This is a genomic window from Halobellus sp. H-GB7 (assembly GCF_030848585.1).
Classification (GTDB): domain Archaea; phylum Halobacteriota; class Halobacteria; order Halobacteriales; family Haloferacaceae; genus Haloquadratum; species Haloquadratum inordinatus.
The window spans coordinates 1-26,978 of record NZ_JAVDDW010000017.1; the positions used below are offsets into that span (position 1 = coordinate 1).

Consider the following 26,978-nt stretch of genomic DNA (forward strand, 5'->3'; position numbering starts at 1 on the left):
AAGTCGGTGGAACTAACGCTCGCCGAGCGGCCCCGTTTCGGTGCCGTCGGCGGGCGCTGACTCATACACAACGCGAGTCGATCGCCCTCCAGTCGGCGATCGCTGACTCCCTTCCCCCTCCCACTTTCCTCGAATACGATGGACGTAGCTGTACTCCTGTTGTTCGGTGTCGCCAGTATCGCTAGCCTGTTTATGGCCTGGGTCGTCGGTGCGGGATCGAGCGGCGCGACGCCGTTCGCTCCAGCCGTCGGAGCCAACGCGATCTCGACGATGCGCGCTGCGTTCGTCGTCGGCATCTTCGGCTTCGTCGGCGCCGTCACGCAGGGCGCGAACGTCTCGGAAGCGGTCGGAAGCGGCCTGATCGAGGGCGTCGCCCTGCCTGCGACGGGCGTGATCCTCGTGCTGTTGATCGGCGCGGGACTGATGGCGATCGGTATCTACACGGGCTACCCGATCGCGACCGCGTTCACCGTCACCGGCTCGGTCGTCGGCGTTGGACTCGCGCTCGGGGGTGCGCCCGCGTGGGCGAAGTACCAGCAGATCGGGCTGGTCTGGGTCGCGACGCCGGTCGTCGGTGGCGGAATCGCGTACGCCATCGCGAGCGTCCTGCCCCGAGAGGACGTTCCCGAGCGATTCAGCGTCCCGATCCTGACGGCGCTCGTCGGCGCAGTGATCACGAACCTCGAATTTCCCACGCTCGGCCCGCACGGAGCGCCCGGATCGATCGCCGAGGCAGCGGCGCGGGCGCTCCCGGTAGACCGTGCCATCGCCGTCGGCGGCGCGACGCTCGCCGTCGCCCTCGCCACTGCGCTCGTCGTCCACTGGGACGTGAACCGCGACCGCGACGGTGGTCTCAGACGCGTCCTGTTGGCGCTCGGGTCGCTCGTGGCGTTCTCCGCGGGCGGGAGCCAGGTCGGTCTCGCCGTCGGCCCGCTGTTACCGCTCGCCGACGAGATCGAATTCGTCTCGACGTTCGCCGTGCTCGTCGGAGGCGGCCTCGGAATCCTCGTTGGGTCGTGGACCGGCGCGCCCCGGATGATCAAGTCGCTGTCGCAGGACTACTCCTCGCTCGGGCCGCGGCGCTCGATCGCGACGCTGATCCCGTCGTTTCTGATCGCCCAGACTGCCGTGTTACTCGGCGTCCCGGTCTCGTTCAACGAGATCATCGTCAGCGGGATCGTCGGGAGCGGTGCAGCCGTCGGCGGTGGTGACGTCGTCGATCTGCGAAAGATCCTCCTCACGGTAGGTGCCTGGATCGGATCGCTGGTGCTCGCGTTCGTCGTTGCCTATCTGACGGCGGTCGCGGCGCTGTAACGCCGTCTGCCCGACGGATTCTTCCGCTCGACGGACTCCGCTGCCCAACGGATCCACTCCGAAGAGCCCACGCTCAGTTGACGCCTCCACGGAGAGCCGTTCGTAGGTTACGACCCGCAAGATGGAGAGCGGCCGCCACGCGAGATGAGTCGAGAGAGCACGGTCCAGATGACGTGACTTAGCGGGGGCTCTATCACAAAAGCGAACAGCAGGCTGTGGGCGGACGAAAGACCGAGCAGCGGTCGCGAGACAGTACAGGGCTGCGACGGCATTCGTACAGCCAACGCTCGAATACAGTCGGCGATCGGAATAGGGACTCGTGATCCGGGCAGGCGACGGCGTACCGACGGCCTGCGGCCTTCCTAGTGGGAGCACGCCGCGGCAGAGTAGACGGAGCCGACTGGCAAGACGACGCGTCGAGCAAGACAGACAGAGCGCCTCACCTCAGAGGTCACGATGAGGCGCGTCGCTTCCACGAGTTGGGCACGGCCAGAGGGCGGAGATATAGTAGCATTTGCAAGTCATCACGCATCCGATCGTACGCTGTCGTGCGGTCGGATGAGCAATCAGTTGCAAATGCTACTATAGTGTGATAGCAGCGCGGCAGGGAACCCGCCTGCGCCCACACCCACCGACCGAAAGGTGACGCCGATCGAGTCGAAAGCCGAGAGAGGGTGGGGAACGTCTCCGACCGTTGAAAGGTTCCTCTGGACTCGGGAACCGAAGGAGGAAGGCAGATTCTCACTCGTCGGGATCGATCACAACCGCTGATCGTTCAGTTGTCGTACGTGTAACTATGAGCCACGCTGAATCCACAGCCGAGACGGAACGTGTCTGGATGGTCGAGCGGACGTTCTCCGCCGACGCGCCCCACATACTGGTGCTCGTCTACGCGACGCCTGACGGCGCACAGTACCACCAGAAGGAGCGTGCGTTCAACCGCTTCAGTGGAACCGTCCCGGAAGTCACCGCAGCGATCGAGGTCGAGGCCGAGGATCTCAGCACGGTCGACGACGCCGAGACGCGCGACCGATACGCGAAAGAGACCGAACGGATGCGGGAACGCCACGCCCCCGACGACGCCGTGTGAGCGGCTACGTCGAACCGGATGGTGTCTGAGGGGGTGCAGGAACGTGAGCCCCAGCGACGTGGAGTCACCGCGGGCAGGGGCCGAGCTGTCTCGGCCTGCTCATCTGACGCCGCCGTCCGGGGGACAGAAGAGCAGGGTGCAAGGAGGACAGCGGTCGAGACGAAACCGCTTACGGGACCGAGCGAGAATCGAGATAGCGTTCGAGATCGAGCAAGAATCGAAGCGGAGCGAGAAACGGAAGAGACAGTCAGCGGGAAAGCGTCGCACATACGCGAGGCTCCCCATCGTGTGAATAGCGGATCGGAGAACAGAGAAAACAGAAGCCGCTCAGCAGGGGCGAAACAGAAGAAGTTCTCAGACGTTAGTCAGCAGATTGTGCCGTCGCCGTGGGGCCCTGAGCGCGGAGCTCGCGGATGGAGCTGACGACGACTGCACCGCTCACGAGCATCGCAGCGCCGACGATGATCGCCAGCGACACGGCGTCGAGGACGGGCATCTCGATAACGCCGCCGATCTCGCGGACCGCAACAGCGATCGAGCCGAGCAGCAGCATAATACCGAAGTAGACCTTGATGTCGTCCTCCTCGACCAGGCTCGTCGCCGCGGCACCGAGCCGGGCACCGAGCGCACTACCCGCCAGAAGCGGGACGACGATCGAGAGGTTGACCGCACCGTCCATCGCGTACAGGAAGCTCCCGATCCCGCCCGAGAAGACGATCTCGAACAGGTCGGTCCCGACAGCGACCGGGACGGGCACGCCGATCAGGTAGAACAGCGCGGGCATCCGGATGAAACCGCCACCGACGCCCAGGAAGCCCGAGAGCAGCCCCGTCGCGAACGCGACGCCGAGGATCATCCACAGCGAGACCTTGAGGCCGCCCTTGATCCCCATCATCGGGGGAATGTTGTACGACTGAATCTTCTTGGCGATGTCGGGGATGTCTTCGGCCGCTTCTTCGACGTCCATATCTTCGGCGTCGTGGCTGACGCCGCCTTCACCGTCGCTTTTCAGCGCGTTGTAGGTGATGAAGACACCGATGCCACCGAGGAGCCCCACGTACGCGATGCTCACAACGGTGTTAGCCAGTCCGATGTCCTGGAGCCAGTGCAACCCGATCTTCCCGACTTCGATGCCGGCAGTCGTCCCGGCGATCATCAGCACGCCGAGTTTGTAGTCGACCTGACCCAGGTCGCGGTGTTTCAGCGTGGCGATGACGGACGTCCCGAAGACGAACGCCAGGCCGGACGCGACTGCGACGTCTGTCCTGTAGCCCATAACGAGCAGGGCCGGCGTGACCAGGAACGAACCCCCCATTCCGAAGAAGCCGAACAGGAGACCGATCAGTACCCCGAAGCCGGCGAACATCGCCAGCATACTCACGGCGACACCTAGCAGCTCCATTGGTTAGTCACCCCGCAGGGCGCGGGCAATCGTCGGCCCGAGGACACTTTCGAGTACACCATACCCAACATACAGCAGGAGGGCCTCGACGAGCACAATGCCGATCAGCATCGCTGCGCCCGTGGGGCCGGCAGCGTTCTCAAGCCCGAACATTGAGAGCCACCTCGTGGAATCTTGCGAATTTCATGGATTTCTGCGCAACTGGTGATAACCGGTGCGTGCACTTAACGGTATTGGGATCAGGATACAATACTATATCTAGCTAACCCACGTGTGGTTGGTGATAAGTTATGGGTAGCTATACGTCCGAAAACCGCCAGTCTCGTTGTCAACACGGCGTCCTGTGGTGTGCGTCGTTGCGCGCGTGATCGCGCAGTGAATCCCAATGACCCAAAGTAATTATTCGACCTAATCGGGGGAAGGGAAACCCGAAAGACAACAGAGTCGCACTCGTCCGACCGGTCGAGAGTCGTGTACAGAAGGTGCAAAATATTGCGCCGATATTGCACTTGTGCTGAATTTAAAACTAATTATTGCGGGTTCTTTCGGAGCAGGGAATAGTCGTTCGAGCGTCATTTGTTCGGAGGCATCCGTGTACCCACCACGAATTACTCGACGCCGAGGTCAGACGGAAATGCACAGGTCATTCTCAACACTGGCAGTAGAAATATCAATCTATTTAATAATTTGTGCAAATTTTGCACCTATCTACGTGGATACCGATTACGTAGATCTACTGTTTTAGGCCATCCTGAACTCTTCTGCTGGCGTATTTGTATTTAGATTGAAAGAGAGATCAAGGCAATCTGCACCGATTGTCTGCGTACACAGAATTGTGGAGAACCTAAACAAATCTTTTATGCACGCAGCGCGTAATGCAGGATAGTGACAATGCCCGACTCGATGTCTGAACAACTTCGACAGGATATGGAGTGCGAGGGACTGCTAGAATGCTTCCACGGCCTCAAGCAACTCGACAAAGAGTGCTTCCAGGTCCTCGTACAGGCTGACGAACCCCTCACCGTCGACGAGATCGCCGAGATCGTCGACCGCGAGCGCTCGACGGCGTACCGCTCGATTCAGCGGCTGCTCCAGTCTGGATTCATCAAGAAAGAGCAGGTGAACTACGAGCAGGGCGGCTACTACCACGTCTACTCGCCGGCGAACGCAGAGCAGATCTCCGACAGTATGCAGCGGATGCTCAACGACTGGTACGCGAAGATGGGCCAACTCATCCAGGAGTTCGAGGACAAATACGAGCGCCAGGACTCCGAGATGGCCGTCGAGAGCTAGCCGGACGGCCGACCGTCTACTCTCTATCCGTCTCGACTCTCTGTCGGCGCTGCCGCGTTTCTCATAGGAATTATCGTAAGTCCGCATAGATTTCTCGCCGGACGGTACGGCGAGAATCTCCGAATAGTTACGATAATCCCTATCAGTTGTAAGACCGCTATAGATGGAGTGCGCGCCCACGGGAAGCGCCGAACCGACACGGCACCACCGGGCGTGTGACCGCTTCCGAACGGTGAGTCCTCAGTCGAACCGGAACGTTTCGAGGTTTCTGGGCGCGTACGTACGCACGTCGAACTTCTGATAGAGTCCAGATGAGAGCTGATCCGTCGACGCCTCGTCGCCGTGGACGCAGATGATCTCCTCGGGACGCGGGTTCATCGTGCCGACGAAGTTCTCGAGGCCGTTGCGGTCGGCGTGGCCCGAGAAGCCGCTCACCGACTCGACGCCGAGGCGAAGCGTCAACTGCTCGCTCCGGCCGCCGCGGTCGCTGAACGGGATCTCGCGTCGCCCACTCTGGATGCGCCGGCCGAGCGTGCCCTGCGCCTGGTAGCCGACGAAGATGAGCTGATTTTCGGGCTCGCTGCCGAGGAGTTCGAGCCAGGACATAATCGGGCCGCCAGTGACCATCCCCGACGTAGAGAGGACGATACAGGGTTCGCCGCCGGCGACTTCCTCGCGCATCTCCTGGCCGCCGTCGACCTGCTGGAACTGTTCTGCGAGGAAGGGGTTCTCGTCCTCGTGGAGAATCCGATCGCGGAGTCCGTCACGGAGGAACTCGGGGTAGGCCGTGTGGATAGCCGTCGCCTCGCGGATCATCCCGTCGAGGTAGATCGGCATCGTCGGGAGGTCGCCCTCGCGCATCGCCTCTTCGAGGACGAGCATCAACTCCTGGGAGCGCCCGACGGCGAACGCCGGGATGACGACTTTACCGCCGCGGTCGTGGGTCTCTCTGATGATCTCGAGGAGGTTTCGCTCGGAGTCTTCCTGGTCGGTCTGGTAGTCGTCGCGGCGGCCGTACGTCGACTCCATCACGAGCGTCTCCACGCGCGGGAAGTCGTTCGAGGCGCCGTTGAACAGGCGCGTGTCGGTGTAGTGAACGTCGCCGGAGAAGACGACGTTGTGGAATCCGTCCCCGATGTGGAAGTGTGAGACTGCCGAGCCGAGAATGTGGCCCGCGTTGTGGAACGTGAGTTTGATGTCAGGCGCGATGTCGGTGACGTCGCCGTAATCGAGGGTGATGGTGTGTTTGAGTTCCTCGCGGACCATCTCGGAGTCGTACGGCGGCGTTCGCCCCTCTTTGGCGGCGACGTCGAGGTAGTCCAGTTGGAGCAGGCCCATCAGGTCCCGCGTCGGTTCGGTGGTGTAGACCGGCCCGTCGTAGCCGTACTTGAAGAGTAGCGGCAGCAGGGCACTGTGGTCGAGGTGGGCGTGCGTCAGCACGACCGCGTCGAGGTCGGCGATGGGATTCGCCTCGGGGACCTGCAGATACGGGACCTCGCCCTCCGCGCCGGGTTTGTCCCCGCAGTCGATGAGGACGCGCGTTTCGGGCGTGCTGAGAACGAAACTCGCGCGGCCGACTTCTCGACAACATCCGAGCGTAGTCACACGAACCCAGTCGGTGTCTTTCGTCTGCTCGCGGTGGATGCTCGTGCCGACGCGTTCGAGGAAGTCGCGACGGTCGTCGCGCTCTTGCATCAGGAAGTTGCGGACGTTGTCGACCGTCGAAGACTCCATCGGCGGCGTACGGAGGACGTCCGGCGTCCAGCCGACTTCCTGAGTGATCTCACGAAGGGTGCTCGCGCGGCGTCCGATGACCAGACCCGGCTTTTCGGCTTCGATCAGGACCTCACCGGTCGCGGGATAGAACTGAAGGTTCGTGATTCCCGCTTCCTCGGGGATCAGTTCGAGAATCTTCGGTTTCGCCTCCGCGGGATCTAGCTGGGTGCCCGCGGCGGGGCGGACCGTAATCCGCTTTCGGAGCGTGCTGGCGAGGCGGCGAATCAGGCCGTCCCGCTCGGCGAACTTTCGCGGCGTCTCCGTGTAGATGACCAGTTCCGGGCCTTCGTAGGCGACGCGCGAGACGACGAGGTCGTCTGGAATCTCGTTTTCGAGTTGCGTTCGAACTGCTTCGAGCGGATCCGTAGTGTCGTTAGTGCTCATACATATCTGGAAAGCCGTGGGCAAGAGCCACCAAAATCCGTGGCCCGTACCACCGGAAGTCTGTTGATGGGGCGCGCCGGAAACGTCGACACGACCGAACGGACGAAATCGTTCAGTTACGTCTATCCGACAGAGTATATAAACTTTTTTCGCTGTCAGAGCGAGTGCCGAGGCGCTCACTGCGGGGAGCCGTTCCGTGCGACTCGCGACGACGCTCAAAAAAGTTTGAAATGCGGAAGCGGGGCTGTTTAAGGCTCGCTAACGCGCAGGATCGGTTTGATCGTTTCACCCTGCTCTGAGTCCTCGACCGCCTGTTCGATGTCCTCGAAGTCGTAGTACGTCACGAGTTCGTCGAACGGGAACTTACCCTGTCGGTACAGTTCGATCAGATCCGGAATGAACTCCTTGGGGTTGCTGTCGCCCTCGACGACGCCCGTGATCGACCGGCCGTTCAGGATGAGGTCGTTGACGTCGTAGCTCGCTCGAGTGCCGAGTGCGGGCGCGCCGACGACGCCGAGCGTGCCGCGCTGGGTGAGTACGTCGACGGCCTGTTCGGCGACGTCCGGGACGCCCGTCGATTCGACCGCGTAGTCGGCACCGCCGCCAGTGACCTCTCGGACGGCCTCGACCACGTCGTCGACGTCCTCGGGATTGACCGTCGCCGTCGCGCCGAGTTCTTCGGCTTTCTCCAGTCGGTTCGGTTTGAGATCGATCGAGACGATGTCGGTACAACCTTTGAGGTCCGCGGCGAGTACTGCCGAGAGGCCGACGGAACCGGCCCCGAAGATAGCGATCGACGAGCCAGCCTGCGGGTTCAGTGAATTGATCACCGCGCCCGCGCCCGTCTGGATACCACATCCGAGCGGGCCGAGCAGTTCGAGCGGGACGTCGTCGTCGACGGCCACGACGTTCCGTTCGGTCGCGATCGCGTGTGTCGCGAACGACGACTGACCGAAGAAGCGGCCGCTTACCTCCTCACCGTCGCGAGAGAGGGGCGACGTTCCGTCCTCGGGTCGCTGTCCCGAGAAGTTGTGCGCGAAGAAGTCCGCGCAGTACGCCGGGTGGCCGGCGTGACAGCTCGGGCACTCGTCGTCGTAATCGAAGCTCATTACCACGCGGTCACCCGGCTCTACGTCGGTGACGTTCTCGCCGACGGCTTCGACGACGCCGGATCCCTCGTGGCCCAGCACGGCCGGCAGCGGTGTCGGATACAGCTGATCACGGACGATCATATCCGTGTGACAGACGCCGACGCCGACGACGCGGACGAGCACCTCGTTGTCCTGCGGGTCTTCTAGTTCGACCTCCTCGATGGTGAACGGTCCTTCCTCCTCGTTTACGACGGCAGCCTGTATCTGCATCGTGAATACCACTACGTAGCGATTTATGGTAAACGTTAGCGTATAGGGGAAAACCGTTCGAGCGGACTGATCGAAGCAGTGGCTGATACTGTCGGACAGAAGTTCGTGAAGTCGGTTGGCACCCACGGGGTGGCGATACGCTTCACATAGTTCTGTCCGACAGTATGAGTACTCACAGTCACAGTTCCGTAGTGGTCGGGGCGGCGTCGGGAACGCTCGGGATCAATAGCGATCAGGTCGCCAGTTGCTGCTTGAGCACGAATCCGAGGACACCGATGACGAGCAAAACGGCCACCAGCGAGAGGAAGAGTTCACTGGGTGTTCCGGTCATCGGTCCAACACCGATCACCTCCCGTCCGGTGTGCAAGATGCTGTTCATACGCGGAATCTGACGCTGGTGTAAAAATCCCTTTCGCCGGTTCTCACTGCGAGGTAAATCGCCTCGGGGTCAAGCCCCGAGGCTTTCGCGTGGACTCCCGTTCTATGCCTCAACCGAGGCAGGGGGCACGTACTCCCCGCTCACGTTCAGCGTCCCGCGATTCAAGCGCACATCTACGGGTGCGCCTCCGTCGCCTGCGTTTTGCCTGCGACGGAGATACTGCAAACCGATGTTCTTGGAAGCGTTGTAGTCGGCGTGGTTCTCGTACCCACACTGCCGACAATCGAACGACTCCCCGTTCCGGTTATCGTCGTGGGTAAACCCACACGTCGAGCAACGCTTCGACGTATTTCGCGGGTCAACTTGTACGGCTTCGACACCGTGTTCTTTGGCTTTGTATTCGACGTACTCGTAGAGGCGTCGGAACGCCCAGACGTGTTGCCACGACGCCTCAGGGATGTTCTCCCGAATGTGGGTCAAATCCTCGAATACGATGTGCGAACAGTTGTTATCGACGGCCTCCTCGATAAGTTCGTTCGCCACCGTGTGCAGGTATATCTCGAACCGTCCGTACTCTTTCTGCCCGACGCTCTCGATGTTTTCGTGGGCGTGACGCGAACCACACTGCTGGAGCGAGGCCCGACGCTTCTCGTACTCTCGACGCCAGTGGTTGAACTCGTCTGCCGACCAGAATCGGCCCGTCGAAGCAACGGCGAGGTTGTTGACGCCCAAATCCACACCAAGGACTGTTCTGTGCTTGGACTCGTATTCGGACGATTCCTCGTCTGCTTCGACTTTTCGCATTGAGGCGTGGAGATACCAGTCACCATCACGATACTGCAAGTGCGCCATCCGAAACTCGAAATCCTCGTTGGAGACGTACTTCGTGGGTGGCGTCTCCGAGTTGTCGGGAAGGATGTAGTCGCACTCGACGCGCCCGTCCACGGTCGAAAGCGAAACGTGGTCGCGGTGGAACGTCGCACTCCGCTTGTCGTAGACCGCGCTATCGGCAGAAAAGTGCGGTTGTGATGTATTCTCGCCACGTTCGAGACGAGAGACTCCGCTTTTGACGGCTTCGACTGCCCTGCGAATCCCTTTCTGGACGAGGTTCGCGGTGAGGTCGGTTTCGTCGCGGAGTCGGTCGTAGAGGGCGCGTTCAGCTTTGGCTTTTGAGGTGACGTGGTAGCCGTCGTCGCCGTGCCAGCACCACTCAGATGCGGTGTTGGCGCAGTGTTTGAACTGCTCGACCGTCTCTCGAAGGGAAGCGTCGGCTCCTTCGGGAGTGTCGAGTTTGATGACGGCGGTACGACGGTATTCCACTGTGGTTTCACATATATGGCTGGTGTTACTTATATGTTTGGGAGTCGGCCTGTCATCGTAGCGTGGTTTGTGGCATCAGGTGTCGGCTTCCTCCCCGACCTCAAGGGTCGGGGGCTTCCGCCTCGTACCGCCTGTGAAGCGGCGAGAGAGCTATAGTTGCAAATGCTACTCTATCATAGCGTTCGCCCGCTCGTCCGCTGGTCACGCGCACGCAGTCGCCCCGGTCGGGGGCAACCTGTCAATGCAAAACTTTTAGCGCTCTTGTTCGAACGCCGTGTCGATGCGCCCTCCACTCGCCGCCGCACTCGTCGGCTTCCTCATCCTCACGAGCGGCTGTCTCGGACTGACAGCACCCGAGCAGCCGCCCAGCGACCAACGTGCCCTAGACGCGCTGAATCGGAGTCAGAACGCCACCGCCGACGTCAGGTCGTATCGGACGACAGTCGATGGAACACTGTCGGCGTCCGAAAGCGACGACTCCGTCACGCTCGCGGTGACCGGAAACGTCGCCGTCGACGTCGCCGGACGGCGAATGAACGCGACGACGGGAATCGAAGACGTCGACGGCACGATCCGAACGCGACAAACAGCGCCCAAACGGGCCTATATCTCCGGATACACGGCGTACACCGAATGCGCTCGGATGGGGTGGGAGCGCCAGAACCTTTCGGAGTCGCGGTCCTGGCTGACGTATACGCCCGTCGGGCAGCAACTGGCGGTATTGAACGAAACGAACGTCTACTGGCGCGGAACGGAGGTCATCGACGGAACCGAGACCGTCGTCGTCGTCGGGTATCCCTCGAAACAGGCCCTGCGGGCAGTGCCCGACGTTCGGGGAGCGAGTGCAACCGAGATCCAGGACGCGAATATCGAGAACGCGACGGTGACCCTCTGGCTCGACAGCGAGACCCATCGACCGGTGCAGGCACAACGCGAGATCGAAGTCGCGGATAGTGGGGCGACAGCGACGGCGACAGTGACGTTCGACTTCGCCGGATACGAGGAACCGACGTCGGTACGCCGGCCCGAGTTCGACGAGGACGAAATCTGGCAGCTGGGATGTCCAAGTACATCGTGATCGGGTTGACGCGATCAAAAGAGAGTACGAAGGTGGCCTCTCGAGTGTCGCCGCTCTCGGTGCGGCATCGTTCTCCAGCCACACCAGCTGTGCGACCGCTGGTTGGATGAGCCGGGGCATCTTGGACTGATGGGCAACGAGAGACGACGACGCCTCACTCGATCACAAACTCGAACCGTGCGCCACCATTAGATCCGTCTGTCACACTGACGGTCCAGCCGTGCGCTTTGACGATGTCGGCCACGATCGAGAGTCCGAATCCAGTCCCGCCCTCGCTGGACGTGACGCCGTGTTCGAACACCTCCTCACGCTTCGCTGGTGGGATCCCGTCACCGTCGTCCTCGACGTAGAATCCAGTACGGTCTTCGAGCGGCCCAACGGCGACTGCGACGTCTGCACCTCCGTGTTCGATAGCATTTCGAAAGAGGTTCTCGAATAACTGCGTCAACCGACTGGCGTCGCCAGCCACCGTCGGAACCGCATCAGAAACGGTCAGCGTCGCGTCGGCAGTGTCGACGTAGCCCCACGCCTCCGTGGTTACGGTGTCGAGGTCGATGTGTTCGGGGTCGGTGATCGTGGTTTCGCCACGCGCTAGCGTGAGGAGGTCGTCGATCAGCCGCTCCATACGGTCGTGCGCTGACTCGACACGGTCTAAGTGGTCGAGATCGCCCGTCTCTTCGACGACTTCTAGAAAGCCGATGGCGACGGACAGCGGATTCCGGAGATCGTGAGCGACGACACTGGCGAACTCGTCGAGCCGTTCGTTCTGTCGCTGCAGTTCCGCTTCGCGACTTTCACGTGCGAATGCCGCCTCGACAGTCGCACCCAATATCTGGAATAGATCGATGTCTGTGTCCGAGAAGGTCTGTTCGAGCGTCGTGCCGACTCCGACGAGCCCGAACTCCCCCAGAGGGACGAACAGGCCGCTCCTGAGTTCCGTATCGGAGTCACCGAGTGCCGCTTCGGCGTGGAGGTCATCGGAAATGCGCAGCTCCGACGCCGCGAACGCGTTCCAAGGAAGGCTCTCTCCGGCCTCCAATCGCGGCAACTCACCGAACACTTCTCTGGTGGCTGCACTCGAAGTTAGTGGGACAAGTGCATCGGTGTGGTCGGAATATTCCCAGATCCCGGTGAGTTCGAACCCGAGGATCTCGACGGCCGCCTCGACAGCGATGTCCCCGATCTCCTCAGTCGACTGGGCTCCGCTGAGCCGCTGGGCTGTCTCCTGAAGTGAGCGAAGCTTCTCCTCTAATTGTTTCTGGTCAGTGATGTCTTCTAAGACGGCGAGGACGCTCGTCGCCTCTCCCTGCGGGGCGGTAACCGGAGCAACCGACAAGAGCAAGTCCAGGGTCCTGCCGTCTTTCGTTTTCCGTCGTATCTCTTTGCCACGAATGCGTTCGCCATCCAGAGCACGCTGCCGGTGTGATTGGAACTCGGCTCGCCACTCGTCCGGGACGATCGGATTGAACTCGCCGAGCACCTCCTGTTGCGACCAGCCAAACATATTCTCTGCCTCGTCGTTCCAGCGAACGACAGTGCCGTCGGCGTTGATTTCCATCACGGAGAGGGGCGTCGCCTCGATGAGCGATTCCAGCCGCTGGTTCGTCGTCTCCAGGTCGCGTTCTCGTTCGACCTGTTCGGTCATATTCCGGGCAATGCCAACGATACGGACGATCTCGTCATCGACGATGACGGGCGCGAGAGTCGTATCCCAGAACCGTGCGTCGCCAGCGAAGTCTAACTCCTCCCGGTAGGAGATCGGCTCACGTTGCTCGATACATCGGGTGTAGTTAGTCTCGAGTTCAGCACCCCGTTCGTCGCCGAACAGCTCTCGCGGCGTCTGCCCCTGAGCGTCGTCGGTTGCGAGTCCAGTTTGCGTCTCGTATCCAGAACTGAGCCGAGCGAACTCGAACGAGGGGTCTTCACCAGCCGTATCGACGTCGAGCAGGAATATCGCGTCACCGGATGTGTCGAGTAACGCTTCGTACTCCTCTGCGAGTTCTCGATACTCACGCTCCTGGGTTTTTCGTTCCGTGATGTCCTGAAACACGCCTCGAAGCACCGGCTCGGTGTGCTGGACGCTGTCGACCCGCTCTCCCCACGCCCGAACGTCACGCACCTCACCGTCGCTCCGAATGATTCGGAGATCGAGGTCGTATGGGTCTCCCGTCTCGAGCGCCCGATCGACGGCCGTCACAACTGTCTCTCTGTCGTCGGGATGGTAGAATTCGATGCCGTCCTCAAGCGACGGCTCATACGCCTCGTCGACACCGTGGATCTGCCGGATGCCGTCAGACCACTCGAGTTCGCCCGTCGACGGGTGGTACTCCCAGACACCGATAGCTGCGATGTCCTGGACTCGTTCGAACAGGAACCCTTGGCGTTCGAGTTCGGCCTGGTCTCGACGCCGCGCGAGTTCGGCACTCACGAGTTCGGCCAACAGCTCGACAAACGTTTCTTCGAGCGCTCCAAACGGATCGGCTCGCGTCGTGTGACTCGAGAAATTGACCGTCCCATAGCGGGCACCGTCGACGACGAGTGGCGCGCCGATGTACGACACCAACCCGAAACCTCGGTAGGCGGGGTGTGTCTCTTTCCCGTCGGCGACGGCGTCCGAAAACGAGCAGACCGCATCGTGCTCGACGACTTCCTCGCAGTACGTGGATTCGAGGTCGAATCGGTCTCCTGATTCGATCGCAGCATCCGGCGCGTGCACTGCCTCGACCGTGTAATCGCTGCCTCGAATGTGGGAGACGATGCCGACCTCGAGACCCAGGGTTCGACACCCGACTTCGAGTAGCTCTTCGAGGCGCGCCTCAACCGGGACCTCGCTCTTTGCCATCACGGTCTGGAGTTCCTTGAGTGCGTCCCGTTCTCGTTCCAGTTGTCGCTTGGCCTCGCCCTGTTTCGTGATATCTCGAGCGACGATGAGTACCCGTGGCTCCGTGCCGCTCCGGAACGGCGTGACGCGAACATCGAGCGTGCGCTGGTCGCTCCCAGCCGCGACGTCGAGTCGCAGGTCTGCGTCGTACAGGCCAAGTGTTCCCCCGTCGCTTTCGATGTCGTCGAGCGTCGATTCGACCACCTCCGAGAGCTGTTTCGTGTCGGATTCGCTGACGCGGTCACTGATAACCGTTTCGAGCCGTCGTCCCTCGGCCTGTCCCCGACGCATACCGTCGAACAGCCGTTCCGCAGCCACATTTGCAAACTCGATAGTTCCCGCATCGTCGAGGACGATCACGGTATCGTGGATGTTTTGCAGGATCGTTTCGCTGCGCTCTAGCTCCAACTCCCGCTCTCGCTCCGCAGTGATTTCGCGTGAAAAGACGGTCAGGCCGTCGTCGTCGGGAAAGACCCGAACTTCGACCCAGTAATCGAACGGGTCTCCCAGATGCTGTTCGAAGGACGCTGGTTCGCCAGTCTCCATCGCGGTTCGGTATCGGTCTTCGAGTTCCGTTCCAACGATCGCGGGGAACTCGTCCCAGAGTGTGGCACCGACGATCGTGTCGGGGTCACGGTCGACGCGTTTGGCCATCTTTTCGTTCATATACTCGATGCGCCACTCGCTGTCGACAGCGTAGATTGCGTCAGTCGCGCGTTCGAGTGTCCGCTGGAAGCGATCAGACATCCGCTCGGCCATCGCCTCCGTTCGAGCCGCCTCGACGAGCGTCCGAATGCGGCGTGCGAGCAGCTCGAAGTTGTTCTGGCCGGGGCGGATCGGGATATAGTCGGAGACGTCCACCCGCGTCGCTTCGCTCGCGATCTGTTCACTTCCGCGCCCCGTAAACAGGATCGTCGGGAGGTCGTCGTGTTCAGATTGGAGCCGCGCCAAGAGATCCGTGCCCGTCCCGTCCGGCAACGAATACGAGGTGACGACACAATCGATAGTAGACGGATACTGCTGGTCGAGTGCAGCCTCCGCCGTAGCGACAGTCGTGACTTCGAAATCGGAGGAGATGTTCAGTAGTTTCGTCTGTACCAGTTCGGCAAAGTCAGTGTCGTCGTTAACATACAGAACGTGAATAGACTCGTGATTGCCGGGGTCTGTATGATGCATTGTCGTTGCTAACTACCGAGACGTTATCAATCGTTTGTCGTTCCGGCCGAATCGCTATTGAAGCCGGAGCGGCGCATCTCTCCCCACGACGTATCGCCACGGACGTACTCGTAGAGGCCCCGCCACGCGATCAGCGTCTTCCACTGTCGGAACCCGAAATTTTCGAGAATCCCCGCGCCCAACAGGCGAAGGACCTGCTTCGGTCGGTCGTACCGCCTGAAACTCCACACCTCGCTGAGAATCCCGAACCACGATAGGAGCACACCGACGCCGACTGTGAGACCGAAGTACATAAGCACGAACGACGCGTCAGCTGCTCCAATCGCGAACGCCAGTGGCACGAGTACGTAGCCGACCCCTTCGACCAGCGGGCCGAGCACCTCGGCGAGCAGAAAAGCAGGGTACCCGAACAGTCCGGGAGATCCGTACCGTCGTCGACCAATCATCTGTCGGTGCCGGGCCATCGTGTCGAGGAGTCCACGATACCAGCGGCGTCGCTGTCGACTGAACGCGGTTCGCGATTCCGGAACTTCCGTCCAGACGACGGGTTCCGGGACGAATTCGACGTTGTATTCCCGGTCTTGCTCGCGGAAATAACGGTGCAAGCGGAGCGTGAGCTCGAAGTCTTCGGTCACGCTTTCAGTCTCGTAGCCGCCGACCTCGCGGACGACGTCGGTCCGGAACACGCCGAAGGCGCCCGAGATTAACATCAGGGCGTTCAGCCGATCGAGACCCTGCCGGCCCGAGTAGAAGGCGCGCAGGTACTCCATCGTCTGAAGGCCAGCCAAACGGTTTCTCGGGAGATCCACCGATTCGATGCTGCCGTTCTCGATTGTGCACCCGTTTGCGGCGCGGATCGTCCCGCCGGTCGCAATGGTCTCTTCGGGCCGCTCCAAGAAGGGCTCGACCGCCTGCAAGAGCCCATCTCTGTCGATGATCGAGTCGGCGTCGATCGTGCAGAACAGCGGCTGTTCGGCGAGCCAGATACCAGCGTTTACCGCGTCCGCTCGACCGCCGTTGTCCTTATCGACGACTTTGAGGTTGGCGGCGTCGCCGGATTGGTAGACGGTCTCGATCGGTTTGCTCGGAACGTCGAACGGAATTGGAGCGTCTATCGGACGAAGATCGAACGCCGATTGGAGACGAGAAAGCGTCGCATCGTCTGATCCATCGTTGACGACGACGATCTCGGTCTCTGGGTAGTTGAGGTTCAACAGCGATTTGACGCTCTCGACGATGACAGCTTCCTCGTTGTATGCGGGCACGACGACGGTCACGCCCGGAAAGAACGGTGAGGAAAACTGCTGGAACATCGATCCGACGGCCCGTTTTTTCAGATCGGCGCGGAGTTCGTACAACGCTGCGATGTGCACCACCAGATACAGACCGTTGACCAACAGGTAATATCCCAGAACGACCCATCCGAACAGGGATAATACGTCTCCCAGGGACGTCATCGTACTGTTTCCCTATGTCTCAGGTCCGTCGAGGCTAGGACCCAGTCTCTCGCCGCCGAACTGGCGGTACTGAGTTCACTCTCGGGGAGTCGCGTGCTCCGTTCGCCGAGGGCGGAAATTGCATCGATCGCTGCCCGTGGATTCGATTCAGTTCGGATGGCGTCACAGAGCGCGTTCGTCGATACCTCGTCGCCCCAACTGCCGAGCATCCGATAGACTGCCCGTCGAACCTGCGGTGACCCGTCTGTACGCACCTGATCAACCTCGACGACGGACCGAACGTCGTTGTGCCAGCCGTACCCGAAGAGGGACTCCGCCGCTGCCGCTCGGACGGTCGGAGAGTTGCTCAGGAATAAGAAGCCGATCCACCCGAGATCCGTCTGCGGCTTCACAGGGCCAGCTTTCCCGATCACCCGCAACACCTGAATGAGGCGTGACTCGGACCACTCGTCGTACGACCCTCTTGCAGACGTAACTAGCGGGCCGGGAGAGAGTTTATTCAGGTGATAGAGCGTATCGATGCCGAGGACGGACATCGGGCTGGATCCCCGAAGCAACAACGCCGTGCCTGCCTGGGCCGCGTCTGGACGCTCCTGTTCGTAGAGCACTCGGGCTGCTGCTGCTCTCGTTTCCGGATGGTCTCCGCACGTAGCTTCGAGTGTCGCTGTCGTGACGTCGACATCGAGTCGGGCAATCCAGTGCAGTGCCCAACGGCGTTCGATGTGGTCACCGTCGTGGAGCTTCCGTCGGGCCTGCTGGTCGATGCCGAGCGCGTAGCCGAGTCGTTGGAGTGACGTCCGATCCCCGCCGCGGATTCGTTGCAGATAGTCTTCCAGTAAGTCGGTCGCAACACGTCGTTCAGATGCACTCAGCCCTTCCACCCACTCCTCCCACTCCGGATCTGTCGCCTCCATCCGCTCGAGGAGCGTCTGGCGGACCCGTGGCAGCGCTTCCGCGTCTCGTCGATCCGTCCGCTGCGACAGGATCGACCGAGAGACCGTAAGGGTCGCAACGGTGGTCAAGAGGAGCAGTATGATGCCCCCGAGGAGCAAGAGCGTCTCTGAGGAGACGACGGAGCTGCTACTCATCCGAGCACTCTCTTGATTCGGGCGATGAGTTCGTTCGCCGAGAACGGTTTCGTCATATAATCGGTCGCACCAGACTCAAGCGCACGAACGATGTCGTCTTCTTTTCCACGGGAGGTGAGCATAATGACGTCTATGTCGGCGAGTCGGTCGTCGTCCTGCATCCGGTCGAGGACTCGATACCCGTTTAGCCCGGGCATCATAACGTCGAGCACGACCAAGTCTGGGAGATCAGTTGCGTTCTCGAGGTAGCGCCAACACTCTCGCCCATCAGCGGCGGCCGTGACCTCGTACCCGCTCTGTAATTTGAAGGTGAGAAGTTCGCGAATTTCTTCATCATCGTCAGCGATCAAGATTGAATGCATCCGTAGTTAGCTATGGAATCCTAACATCCCGAGTGTAATGTAGTTTTGCAGTCGTTTTAAGAAGTTCCTAAGACGAGTAGGAGACAATTATCGGATCCAACCGCAGTATCGGCCGGACCCCCGTGGCTTCTGTCGGGGTATGTGTTGATCGTAGTTCAGATGTTCGCTCGTTGATATAACATAGATGCGAACTCTCGAATCGTCGTTCCGCAACCGCTACCGAATACGGAACCGTACTCACGACGGCAGTCGTCGTGCAGTGAGCGTCACGTCCGGCATTCCGCCGTCGAGTCCGCCGAAGGCGGTCTCGTAGCCTTCGTGCCGTGCAATTTGCGGCTGGACGACGACCCGCAACGAGAGTTCGTCGCCGGGCTCGACACCGTCGACGACGGCGCCGTAGTGGTAGTCTAAGTCGGGATCGAGCGTCGGCGTGAACGGCCCCTCGTAGACTGGCTCGCCGCCTCGCGAGAGGACGCCCTCCAGGCCCATCGCGGGAAGGATACTCCGATTGTACCGGGTCCGTGCGGAGACCGCGAGGTACTGCCCGTCGCCGTCGATACCGGCCGGCGGCGTATCGAGGACGGACACGACGAACCTCGCGTCGTTGCTCGTCCCGGTGCCGACGACCGCCCCCGGGAGGTCGCTCTCGGGGGGCGCGAGCGAAGCGGGCAGCATCTCCATTTCCATCGGGTCCACCGCTCCGGGCGTCGCGGTCTCGTCGCCCAGTCGTCGAATCCTGATGTCGTCTCGCTCCTGTCGGCTGTACTCGAAGGGCAGTTCCACCGAGGCCGCCTCCGAGAACCGCCCTTGGAATGCACCCGTCCGTCGGGTGGACACCGCGCCGACGCTCAGTTCGACTGTGTACGTTCCATCGCCGTCCAGCCCGAAGTTCGCCCCGTAGTGAAAGCCCATCGGCTGTGAGAGCATCGGATAGATGACCTCCTGTGAGACCAGCGAGCCGTCCTGATAGATCTCCGCAGTGAGCCCCGTGTCAGGGAGGACCGTCATACTCTCGGGATCCCAGACGCTCGCCATCAGGTGAACGTCGTCTTCGTCAGCAATCCGCGTGAGTGAGACGGCGTCGCCGTTGACGTTCCAAAACCGGTGTGGATAGCTGTACAGCAGACCGAACGCGTAGTCGCCGTCGGTGGCCGTGCCGGCCATCTTCATTCCCTCGACGTGACTCGGGACGTATATCGCGTCCGGGCGGTCCTCCGGGATCGGCGGAATCCCGGCCGTTCGGGTCTCGAACAACCCCGTACAGCCCGCGAGGGCGACCGTCCCTCCGAGGGCCGCACCGCGCCGGAGCAACGTCCGTCGGTTCATAGCCGACCGTTCGACGCCCCGAAAAATGCCTATTGTGGTCTAGGCCTCGAATCGGGCGCGGGAAACCCGAACCAATCAGGAATGTACCGAATCCCCCAATCTACGATAACACGTCAGTTTGTACTTCAGTCAGAATGACGCGTCTCTATGTCGTTCCGGTCGGCGACGACTGGATCGACCGCTTTCATCGGACAGTCTCTACGCCGGTCGAAGTCCCGGATGAGGCACCGGAACACCTCCAGCAAGTTTTCTGAGCGCCGACGTTTTCTCAAAACGGGTTTCACACACCCCACGCATCCACTACGTATGGAACGCCGCCAAATCTCCTCCGGCACCGAGTGGGAAGCACGCGTCGGCTACTCCCGCGCGGTCAGAGTCGGTTCACAGATCCACGTCTCCGGTACGACCGCGACCGATGACGATGGCGACATCGTCGGCGAAGACGACCCCTACGAGCAGACCAGACAGGCGCTCTCCAACGCCGAGGACGCGCTCATAGCGGCCGATGCGTCGCTGGAGGACGTCGTCCGAACCCGGATGTTCGTCACCGACATCGACGACTGGGAGGCGATCGGCGAAGCCCACGGCGAGTACTTCGGTGAAATCCGACCGGCGACGAGTATGCTCGAAGTGAGTCGGCTGATCAGCCCCGAACTCCTCGTCGAGATCGAGGCCGTCGCTGTCGTCGACGACGACGGATCTTGAGATAGCCGGGCAATTACGGGTGTCACGATGCCCATACCCGGCTGGCGATCCGCCAAAAGATAGTTTCCCCCAGCAAAACAGATTTACGGCCAACCGCTGTATTTGGATGTAATGACCGACGCCGAATCCACGGATGACCGCTGGGAGGGCGACGCCAACGAGGCCGCCGTCGAGGACTGGACGGCCGATACGACGACCTTCGAGCGTGTCCGGCAGATCATCGACGTCACGACCGAGCCACAGAGCGCGAGCGAGATCGCCGAGCGAGCGCACGTGAGCGAACCGACTGCGCGGAAGCACCTCTCCGCGTTGGCGGAGACCGGCCGCGTGAAGACGATCACGACCGAGTCCGGGACGCGGTATATGCGCGCCCCGCAGATGCTCGCGATGCGCCGGATCGCCGACATTCACCGCGAGCACACGAAAGACGAGATTCGCCAGGCGATCCAGGACCTCAAGGAGGAACGCCGCGACTTCCAGGACCAATACGATGTGGCCGACATCGACGAGCTCACGCTCGAACTGGAACCCGGCGACGAGGGCTGGGGAGATCTGACCCGCTGGCAGCAGGTCGAGCAGAACCTGGAGATCGCCCAGGCGGCGCTCACGCTCTACGACTTCGATCCCGATGACAGCCGCTCGGCCGCGGCCCGCGCCTCTGATGGGCGCACCTCCGCACGGGATCGGGGGGCGCTCGGCGACGACACCTCCCAGATGGCGTAGATGGCGCCGCACACGGACATCGAGAGGAACGTCGGCCCGATAGACGACGTCGCACCGAAGCCGGACGCTCCGCAGCGGCACTTCCACCGACCACCGGAAGCACACTCCGACGACGTTGAGCAGTCCTGTATCACCGCCACGGATCCGATGATCGTGGCCCGGGCGGTCCACAGCCTCTGCGACGGGCGTACGAAACGGATTCGCTGGAGCACCTGAACGACGCTGACAACCCTCCATAACAGAGTGTCATAGACGACTTGTCACGGTGTTTGTTTCACGAACTCACAACCGAATCAGCCGTCAGAACAAGCGTGCGTATTGCCGCTGACATTTCTGTCAAAAACAGAGTTGTGTTGAGTGCGGCTTGCTGGATACAACGCGCGTATGCTGGACGCTAAGTGAACCAAAGCTTTCGGAGCGCTATGAGTGCATTTTCGTTAGAGATTATTCTCGTCAACCGACACCTTTCAAAACGATTTTGAGTATAGTACGTCAGTCAAAGATAATGAACAACTACAACGGATCTATTAGAACTCTCTATGTGGATGATGATCCGGAATTCGCACGGATGGCGGCGACGTTTGTTGAACGCGAAAACAACCGATTCGACGTCGAGGTCGAAACGAGCACAGATGAGGCGCTTGATCGTCTAGGCAGCGAACCGTTCGACTGTATCGTCTCCGATTACGAGATGCCAACACGGAATGGCCTCGAATTCTTGCAGGCTGTCCGAGAGGAGTATCCTGACTTTCCCTTCATCCTCTATACCGGCAAGGGTAGTGAAGAAGTCGCCAGTGACGCCATTTCGGCAGGTGTCACTGACTACTTGCAGAAAAAAGCCGGGACCAGCCAGTACACCGTGCTTGCAAACCGTATCCGGAACGCGGTCGATAATTACTACGCCCAAATCGAACTCGCCGAACGAGAGAAGCGTCTCAACCTGTTTTTCGAGCAGTCTCCGCTCGGCGTCGTCGAATGGGACGACCAGTTCAACATTGTCCGTGTGAATGATGTAGCTGAGGACATCCTCGGGTACACCCGCGCTGATTTGCTCGGCCAGTCTTGGGAGAAGTTCGTTCCTGACTCCGACCGGGATGAGATAGCCGATGTTGTGTCTGACCTTCTCGAAAACCAAGGAGGATATCGAAGCGTCAACGAGAACATCCAAAAGGACGGCGACCGAGTTATCTGCGAATGGCATAACCGCGTCGTGACCGATGAGGACGACGAGGTCGTGGCCGTCTTCTCCCAGTTTCAGGATATCACCGAACGAAAGAAGCGCGAACAAGAGCTCCACGAAGAGCAGGTCTTCATCCAGCGGAGCCTCGATACGCTGGAAGATATCTTCTATTTTGTCGACACAGACGGCAACTTCCAACGGTGGAACAGTAAGCTGCCAGAGCTAACCGGCTACAGCGACGAGGAGATTGGATCGATGAACGCGCTTGAGTTCTTCGAAGGCGAGCACCGCGAGGCAATTAGCCACTCAATACAGGAGATTCTAGAGACCGGCTCACACGTAACGGTAGCCAAGATCACGACTACTGACGGGCAACAAGTCCCACACGAGTTCAGAGGTGTTCGGATGACGAACGACGACGAAGAGCCGACGGGGATCATCGGCATCGCCCGCGACATCACTGAACGGAGAGAACGCGAGCGCCAGCTAGAACAACAAACCGAGGAACTGGAGCAACTGGCGACGAAATACGAAGTCCAGTACCGAACACTGTTTGAGGAAGCCCCAGTGATGACGATTTTCACGCGATCCGAAGATGGACAGCCAATCATCGAGGACTGCAACAGTCAGTTCGTCGAGACCCTTGGTTACGATGAGGATGCGATCATCGGCAGCAAGCTCGCGGATTTTTACACGCCCGAGTCATCGGAGAGTCTGCTATCGGGGGGATACAGCCGCTCGCTTGACGGACAGTTCGCTAGAGAGAAACGTGACTTGGTGACTAACGATGGCGAGGTTATCGAGACGATTCTGCGTGCGGTTCCGCGCCGCACCGCTGACGACGACATTATCGGGACGGTAGCGATGTATATGGACATCACCGAACGTGAGTCGGTCAAGCGTGCGAACGAACGGCTCGAAGAGTTCACGAGTATCGTCTCACACGACCTTCGGAATCCGCTGAACGTCGCTACCGGGCGACTCGAACTGGCCACCGAAGAGTGTGACAGCGAACATCTCGACCGCCTCGAACAAGCACTTGACCGGATGGAGGCACTGATTGATGATCTCTTGACGCTAGCCCGGGAAGGGAGAGAGGTGACCGATGCTCAGCCGGTCGATCTCGCCACGATGATCAATAGTTGCTGGGAGAACGTCGAGACGAAGGAGGCGGTATTGATCACTAATATCGATCGCGGTGTTCGGGCCGACAGAAGTCGCCTCAAGCAGGTGTTTGAGAACCTGTTTCGTAATGCAATCGAACACGGCGGGGCGGACGTGACTGTGACGGTTGGCGAACTAGACGACGGGTTCTATATTGAGGACGACGGGCCGGGGATTCCGTCCAGCGAGCGTGATGTGGTGTTCGAGGCCGGGTATTCGAGGTCATCGGAAGGAACTGGGTTCGGGCTGAGCATCGTCGAACAGGTAGTCACTGCTCATAATTGGCAAATCCGTGTCACAGACGGACACGACGGCGGGGCCCGGTTCGAGATCACCGACATCGAGATTGATACGTAAATCCCCTGAGCTGAGCAAGTCCCAGCTACGACTTCTCGCCTGCTGCGGGATGGAACGATGCCGCGGAGTCGAAGCTCGTGAGATCGTCGATCCGCTGTTCTAACTCCTCGATTTCAGCCTGGAGGTCCGCTGTGTCCTCGTCGGTGGCGGCCAGTTGGTCTTTCAGCCCTTGCAGGCGCGTCTCTTTGCTTTCGTCGTCGACGTCCGCTTTCCGCACGTACTCGCTCTCTTCGATCTCGTAGACGTCCGACTCCGAGAGCTCCGTCACTTCGAGCGCGTCGTCGACCTTGCTGGCGTCCACACTGGTCACGCGCTCACGGTCGATCCCGGCCGCTGTCAGTGTCTCCAGTACTTCGTCGTCATCTTTCAGCGTCCGGTTGCGCCGGGACGTCCGCTGGACCGACCCATACTGCCCGGAGACGGGCTGGTCGTGGTGGAGACGGGCGAGCAGCACACTCCGTACGTCCTGCCGGAGGTCGTTGGCGTTCCGTTGGACATCCGAGAGGAGCGTGTACAGATTCACCAGTGCCGGCGTTTCCATTCCTTCGAGGTCTGTCGGGTCGTGACGTTCGAGCGCGTCGATGAGAAGCAGCGCATCGGCGTAGACGGAGATATCCGGTTCGGCTCGGTCGTCCTCGTCGGTTTCGACCTCGTGGGCATCGACTAACGGAGAACTCGTCGGCGTGTCGGTTTCCGCGAGCATCCCCTCTCGGTCGTCGATCTCGAACCGCGGGTGAAGACTCAAAACTGTCGCGTAGGGTTCGGCGTCCGAGGGCAGATTGTCGAGACTGAAGCCGCCCCAGCCGTCGGTGACGTGGCCGTATAGCGTCTCGAACTGCTCGCGTTGGAGTGGGATCGTGTCGTCGCCGTCGCGATATTCGATGAGGATGCGGTGTTCCTGGACGTCCGTGATCCGGAACGGCTTTCGAGACAGTGGCGTGAGGAGTGTCGCGTCCGACGGCAGCTCCTCCGCGTTTTCGAGGAGGTTGTGCCAACTCGCGCTGAACGTCATATCGTTGGTTACCCCGCCCCAACTCAAAAGCCTGCGGACGAACGCGTCACGAAGAGCGTGTTTCTCCGTACTGGCCGGAAGAAGAGGTATCTTGGTGAGCAGGCGATTCTCCTCACCGATAGGACTATTCCCGAGGTTTCGAATGCCTCAGTAGTGAGTCAGTCCCGGTCACAGTTTGTTACATACGAATCCGCGCTGATTATACTCGGATTCGCTATTGCTGCTCAGGTATCGCCTCCGGACGTGTACAGCCAAGTACTGGCGACGCTGGTGATCCTCGTGATCACGCTCCCGCTCTCGTATTGGTTGGCCTACAGACGCCAGTAACCCCTCCGCGAACCGGCTGCGCTGAGCGACGCCTGAGTCGAGTGTGCGGTTCTTCCTCCGAAGAGTAATCCAGCGGGCCCGTGTAGTACACAGTCAATGGTCGAGCCGGTGATGCTGCTGTTGATCGGTGCCCTCCTCATCCAACTCCCGATCGGCGTCGTAATGTACGTCGACGCGAAGCGGCTCAACCTCAAAAATCCTGAAGTGTACTGGCTCGGCGTCGTTGCCCCCGCGGTCGGCTTCGTCGTGATCCTGTACTACGTTTCGGAGCGGCGAAACCTCCCCACGAAGTCCGAGGGTGACTCGGAGACCGATTCAGACCGATAGCTTCGACGCGCGACGCCAATACGGGAAAAGTCACGAATTCACGGGAACTATTTTGATTATACGGGCCAAACACACGTGTGTCACCTTCTCCGCCCTAAAGGGCGGAGCTTGTCGGTGGACTCCCGTTCTGGCCGACCCTACTGGGTGGCAGGCGAGTAGCCGCCGTTCACGTTCAGCGTCCCCGACTTCAGGGCGAGGTGACGTGTCGCCCCTCCGTGCGGAGACTTTTGCCCCGCACGGAGTAGCCGAAATCCAATGTTCTTCGCCGCGTTGTAGTCTGCGTTGACCTCGTAGCCGCACTTCTGGCAACAGAACTTCGCTTGCGACGGACGGTTCTCGTCCAGCGTCGTCCCGCACTTCGAGCAACGCTTGGACGTGTACGCCGGGTCTACCTGCGTGGCGTCGATACCCTCCGCTTTGGCCTTGTACGCCGTGTAGTCGTACAAGCGGCGGAACGCCCACGCATGGAACTTCTTTGCGCCCGGCATCCGGTCGCGGATGTCCGTTAACTCCTCGAAGGCTATCCGGTCGCACCCGTGCGCGACGGCTTCTTGGACGATTGCTTTCGAGATACGGTGTAGGTAGTCCTCTACCCACCGTGTCTCTCGGTTGCCCAGCCGTTCGATGGTCCGATGGGCTGATTCCGTACCCGTCCGTTGTAAGTCGCCACGGACCCGCTCGTACTCCCGACGGCGGTGATTGAGGTAGTCGCCGCTCCAGAACATTCCAGTTGACGTGACGGCAATCTGTTCGATACCGAGGTCCACGCCGAGGACTGTGCTGTTCTCGGCGTCGCCTTCGTCCGGTATCTCGGACTCCACGTCGGCCTTCGTTCCGATGTGGAGGAAAAAGGTGTCCGTCGCGTCGCGGTACTGAAGCGTCGCACCCGTGACCTCGTAGTCGTCGTCGCGGAGGTACTTCGTGTGCGGGTTGTCTCCCTCTGGTGGAAGGACGTATTCGGCTTCGATACGTCCGTTCACCGTGGAGAGGGATACGCGGTCGTTGTGGAACGTCGCGCTCCGTTTGTCGTATCTGACGGATGGCGTCGTGAAGTGTGGTTGCGACGCCTTCTTGCCGTTCTGCCAGCGGGCGACGACGCCCTTGATGGCTTCGGCGGCTTTGTTGCGTGCGGATTGAACGAGGTTGGCTTGAAGCCGTGTCTGTTCGCGCACGTCGGAGTACGTCCGGTCGTGGAGTTTTGTTTTCGAGGTGGGCTTGTAGTCGTCCCGCCACGCGTCTCGGACGACGTAGTTGCACGCCCACAGATACTCCTCGACGGTTTCGTGGAGGAGAGTCGCGTCGCTGTCGTCCATATCGAGTTTGACGACAACCGTGCGACGCACCTCCGCCATATTTCATATGTAGCACCTCACATTCATATAAGTTGCGTTTGGTGTGGGGAGTCGGTCAGCCACCGAACGGCGGTTGTTTTCTCACCGTGTCGCGTTCCTCCCCGCCGTGAACGGCGGGGTTTCCCGCTTGTAGAAAGATGACCT

The 26,978-nt window shown here is 60.6% G+C and carries 22 protein-coding genes; 9 read left to right on the plus strand and 13 right to left on the minus strand.

Features of this window, described 5'->3' with window-relative positions; genetic code table 11:
• Window positions 1-138: 138 nt before the first annotated feature.
• Together RBH22_RS17140 and RBH22_RS17145 are read left to right on the plus strand one after the other, a co-directional pair.
• A complete protein-coding gene (locus RBH22_RS17140) occupies window positions 139-1,314 on the plus strand; it encodes an inorganic phosphate transporter (RefSeq protein WP_306678518.1) in 1,176 nt (391 codons plus the stop codon).
• A 796-nt stretch (window positions 1,315-2,110) separates the two neighbouring features.
• Window positions 2,111-2,404 carry a hypothetical protein gene (locus RBH22_RS17145; RefSeq protein WP_306678520.1) on the plus strand — a complete coding sequence of 98 codons (294 nt, stop codon included), beginning with the start codon at window positions 2,111-2,113 and terminating at the stop codon, window positions 2,402-2,404.
• Between the two features lie 361 nt (window positions 2,405-2,765).
• On the opposite strand, the gene RBH22_RS17150 is transcribed toward RBH22_RS17145, so the two are convergent.
• A complete protein-coding gene (locus RBH22_RS17150; protein WP_306678522.1) occupies window positions 2,766-3,806 on the minus strand; it encodes a sulfite exporter TauE/SafE family protein in 1,041 nt (346 codons plus the stop codon).
• Between the two features lie 3 nt (window positions 3,807-3,809).
• A complete protein-coding gene (locus RBH22_RS17155) occupies window positions 3,810-3,959 on the minus strand; it encodes a hypothetical protein (protein WP_306678524.1) in 150 nt (49 codons plus the stop codon).
• 738 nt (window positions 3,960-4,697) lie between these two features.
• Here RBH22_RS17155 and RBH22_RS17160 point away from each other — a divergent pair.
• Window positions 4,698-5,099, plus strand: a complete 402-nt coding sequence (locus RBH22_RS17160; RefSeq protein ID WP_121570079.1) for a helix-turn-helix domain-containing protein — start codon at window positions 4,698-4,700, stop codon at window positions 5,097-5,099.
• Window positions 5,100-5,339: 240 nt separating this feature from the next.
• Here the strand turns inward: RBH22_RS17160 and RBH22_RS17165 are convergent, their stop codons facing one another.
• From RBH22_RS17165 to RBH22_RS17180, 4 genes are all read right to left on the minus strand, one after another.
• Window positions 5,340-7,259, minus strand: coding sequence for a beta-CASP ribonuclease aCPSF1 (locus RBH22_RS17165; protein WP_121570078.1), 1,920 nt, complete (start codon window positions 7,257-7,259; stop codon window positions 5,340-5,342).
• A 248-nt stretch (window positions 7,260-7,507) separates the two neighbouring features.
• Window positions 7,508-8,620 (minus strand): NAD(P)-dependent alcohol dehydrogenase, encoded by a 1,113-nt coding sequence (locus RBH22_RS17170; protein ID WP_306678527.1) that lies wholly within the window; start codon window positions 8,618-8,620, stop codon window positions 7,508-7,510.
• Window positions 8,621-8,852: 232 nt separating this feature from the next.
• Window positions 8,853-8,999, minus strand: a complete 147-nt coding sequence (locus RBH22_RS17175; RefSeq protein ID WP_158599356.1) for a hypothetical protein — start codon at window positions 8,997-8,999, stop codon at window positions 8,853-8,855.
• Between the two features lie 102 nt (window positions 9,000-9,101).
• Entirely contained in the window at window positions 9,102-10,319 is a 1,218-nt protein-coding gene (locus RBH22_RS17180) for a transposase (protein ID WP_306678529.1), read from the minus strand.
• 280 nt (window positions 10,320-10,599) lie between these two features.
• Here RBH22_RS17180 and RBH22_RS17185 point away from each other — a divergent pair, with 280 nt between their 5' ends.
• On the plus strand, window positions 10,600-11,397 hold the full coding sequence (locus RBH22_RS17185) for a hypothetical protein (RefSeq protein WP_306678531.1): 798 nt from the start codon (window positions 10,600-10,602) through the stop codon (window positions 11,395-11,397).
• Between the two features lie 154 nt (window positions 11,398-11,551).
• Here RBH22_RS17185 and RBH22_RS17190 read toward each other — a convergent pair whose 3' ends face one another.
• The 5 genes from RBH22_RS17190 to RBH22_RS17210 all read right to left on the minus strand — a co-directional run bounded on the left by RBH22_RS17190 (window position 11,552) and on the right by RBH22_RS17210 (window position 19,687).
• The gene (locus RBH22_RS17190; protein ID WP_306678533.1) at window positions 11,552-15,454 is read right to left on the minus strand and encodes a PAS domain S-box protein; all 3,903 of its coding nucleotides are present in this window, start codon (window positions 15,452-15,454) and stop codon (window positions 11,552-11,554) included.
• A 26-nt stretch (window positions 15,455-15,480) separates the two neighbouring features.
• Window positions 15,481-16,911, minus strand: coding sequence for a glycosyltransferase family 2 protein (locus RBH22_RS17195; RefSeq protein ID WP_306678535.1), 1,431 nt, complete (start codon window positions 16,909-16,911; stop codon window positions 15,481-15,483).
• Window positions 16,908-17,999 carry a HEAT repeat domain-containing protein gene (locus RBH22_RS17200; protein ID WP_306678537.1) on the minus strand — a complete coding sequence of 364 codons (1,092 nt, stop codon included), beginning with the start codon at window positions 17,997-17,999 and terminating at the stop codon, window positions 16,908-16,910. The genes RBH22_RS17195 and RBH22_RS17200 overlap by 4 nt, the downstream gene beginning before the upstream one ends.
• Window positions 17,996-18,361, minus strand: coding sequence for a response regulator (locus RBH22_RS17205; RefSeq protein WP_306678539.1), 366 nt, complete (start codon window positions 18,359-18,361; stop codon window positions 17,996-17,998). The genes RBH22_RS17200 and RBH22_RS17205 overlap by 4 nt, the downstream gene beginning before the upstream one ends.
• Before the next feature lie 237 nt (window positions 18,362-18,598).
• Window positions 18,599-19,687, minus strand: a complete 1,089-nt coding sequence (locus RBH22_RS17210; RefSeq protein WP_306678541.1) for an iron transporter — start codon at window positions 19,685-19,687, stop codon at window positions 18,599-18,601.
• A 306-nt stretch (window positions 19,688-19,993) separates the two neighbouring features.
• On the opposite strand from RBH22_RS17210, the gene RBH22_RS17215 reads away from it, so the two are divergent.
• From RBH22_RS17215 to RBH22_RS17230, 4 genes are all read left to right on the plus strand, one after another.
• The gene (locus RBH22_RS17215) at window positions 19,994-20,392 is read left to right on the plus strand and encodes a RidA family protein (protein ID WP_306678543.1); all 399 of its coding nucleotides are present in this window, start codon (window positions 19,994-19,996) and stop codon (window positions 20,390-20,392) included.
• Between the two features lie 111 nt (window positions 20,393-20,503).
• Window positions 20,504-21,115, plus strand: a complete 612-nt coding sequence (locus RBH22_RS17220; RefSeq protein WP_306678545.1) for a helix-turn-helix domain-containing protein — start codon at window positions 20,504-20,506, stop codon at window positions 21,113-21,115.
• Window positions 21,116-21,331: a hypothetical protein gene (locus RBH22_RS17225; protein WP_306678547.1), complete on the plus strand. Its 216-nt coding sequence runs from the start codon at window positions 21,116-21,118 to the stop codon at window positions 21,329-21,331.
• Window positions 21,332-21,620: 289 nt separating this feature from the next.
• Window positions 21,621-23,816 carry a PAS domain S-box protein gene (locus RBH22_RS17230; RefSeq protein WP_306678549.1) on the plus strand — a complete coding sequence of 732 codons (2,196 nt, stop codon included), beginning with the start codon at window positions 21,621-21,623 and terminating at the stop codon, window positions 23,814-23,816.
• 25 nt (window positions 23,817-23,841) lie between these two features.
• Here the strand turns inward: RBH22_RS17230 and RBH22_RS17235 are convergent, their stop codons facing one another.
• A complete protein-coding gene (locus RBH22_RS17235) occupies window positions 23,842-24,828 on the minus strand; it encodes a hypothetical protein (RefSeq protein WP_306678551.1) in 987 nt (328 codons plus the stop codon).
• A gap of 423 nt (window positions 24,829-25,251) precedes the next feature.
• Between RBH22_RS17235 and RBH22_RS17240 the strand changes: the two genes are divergently transcribed.
• The gene (locus tag RBH22_RS17240; protein WP_306678553.1) at window positions 25,252-25,482 is read left to right on the plus strand and encodes a hypothetical protein; all 231 of its coding nucleotides are present in this window, start codon (window positions 25,252-25,254) and stop codon (window positions 25,480-25,482) included.
• A 137-nt stretch (window positions 25,483-25,619) separates the two neighbouring features.
• Here RBH22_RS17240 and RBH22_RS17245 read toward each other — a convergent pair whose 3' ends face one another.
• A complete protein-coding gene (locus RBH22_RS17245) occupies window positions 25,620-26,834 on the minus strand; it encodes a transposase (protein WP_306678555.1) in 1,215 nt (404 codons plus the stop codon).
• Window positions 26,835-26,978: the final 144 nt, after the last annotated feature.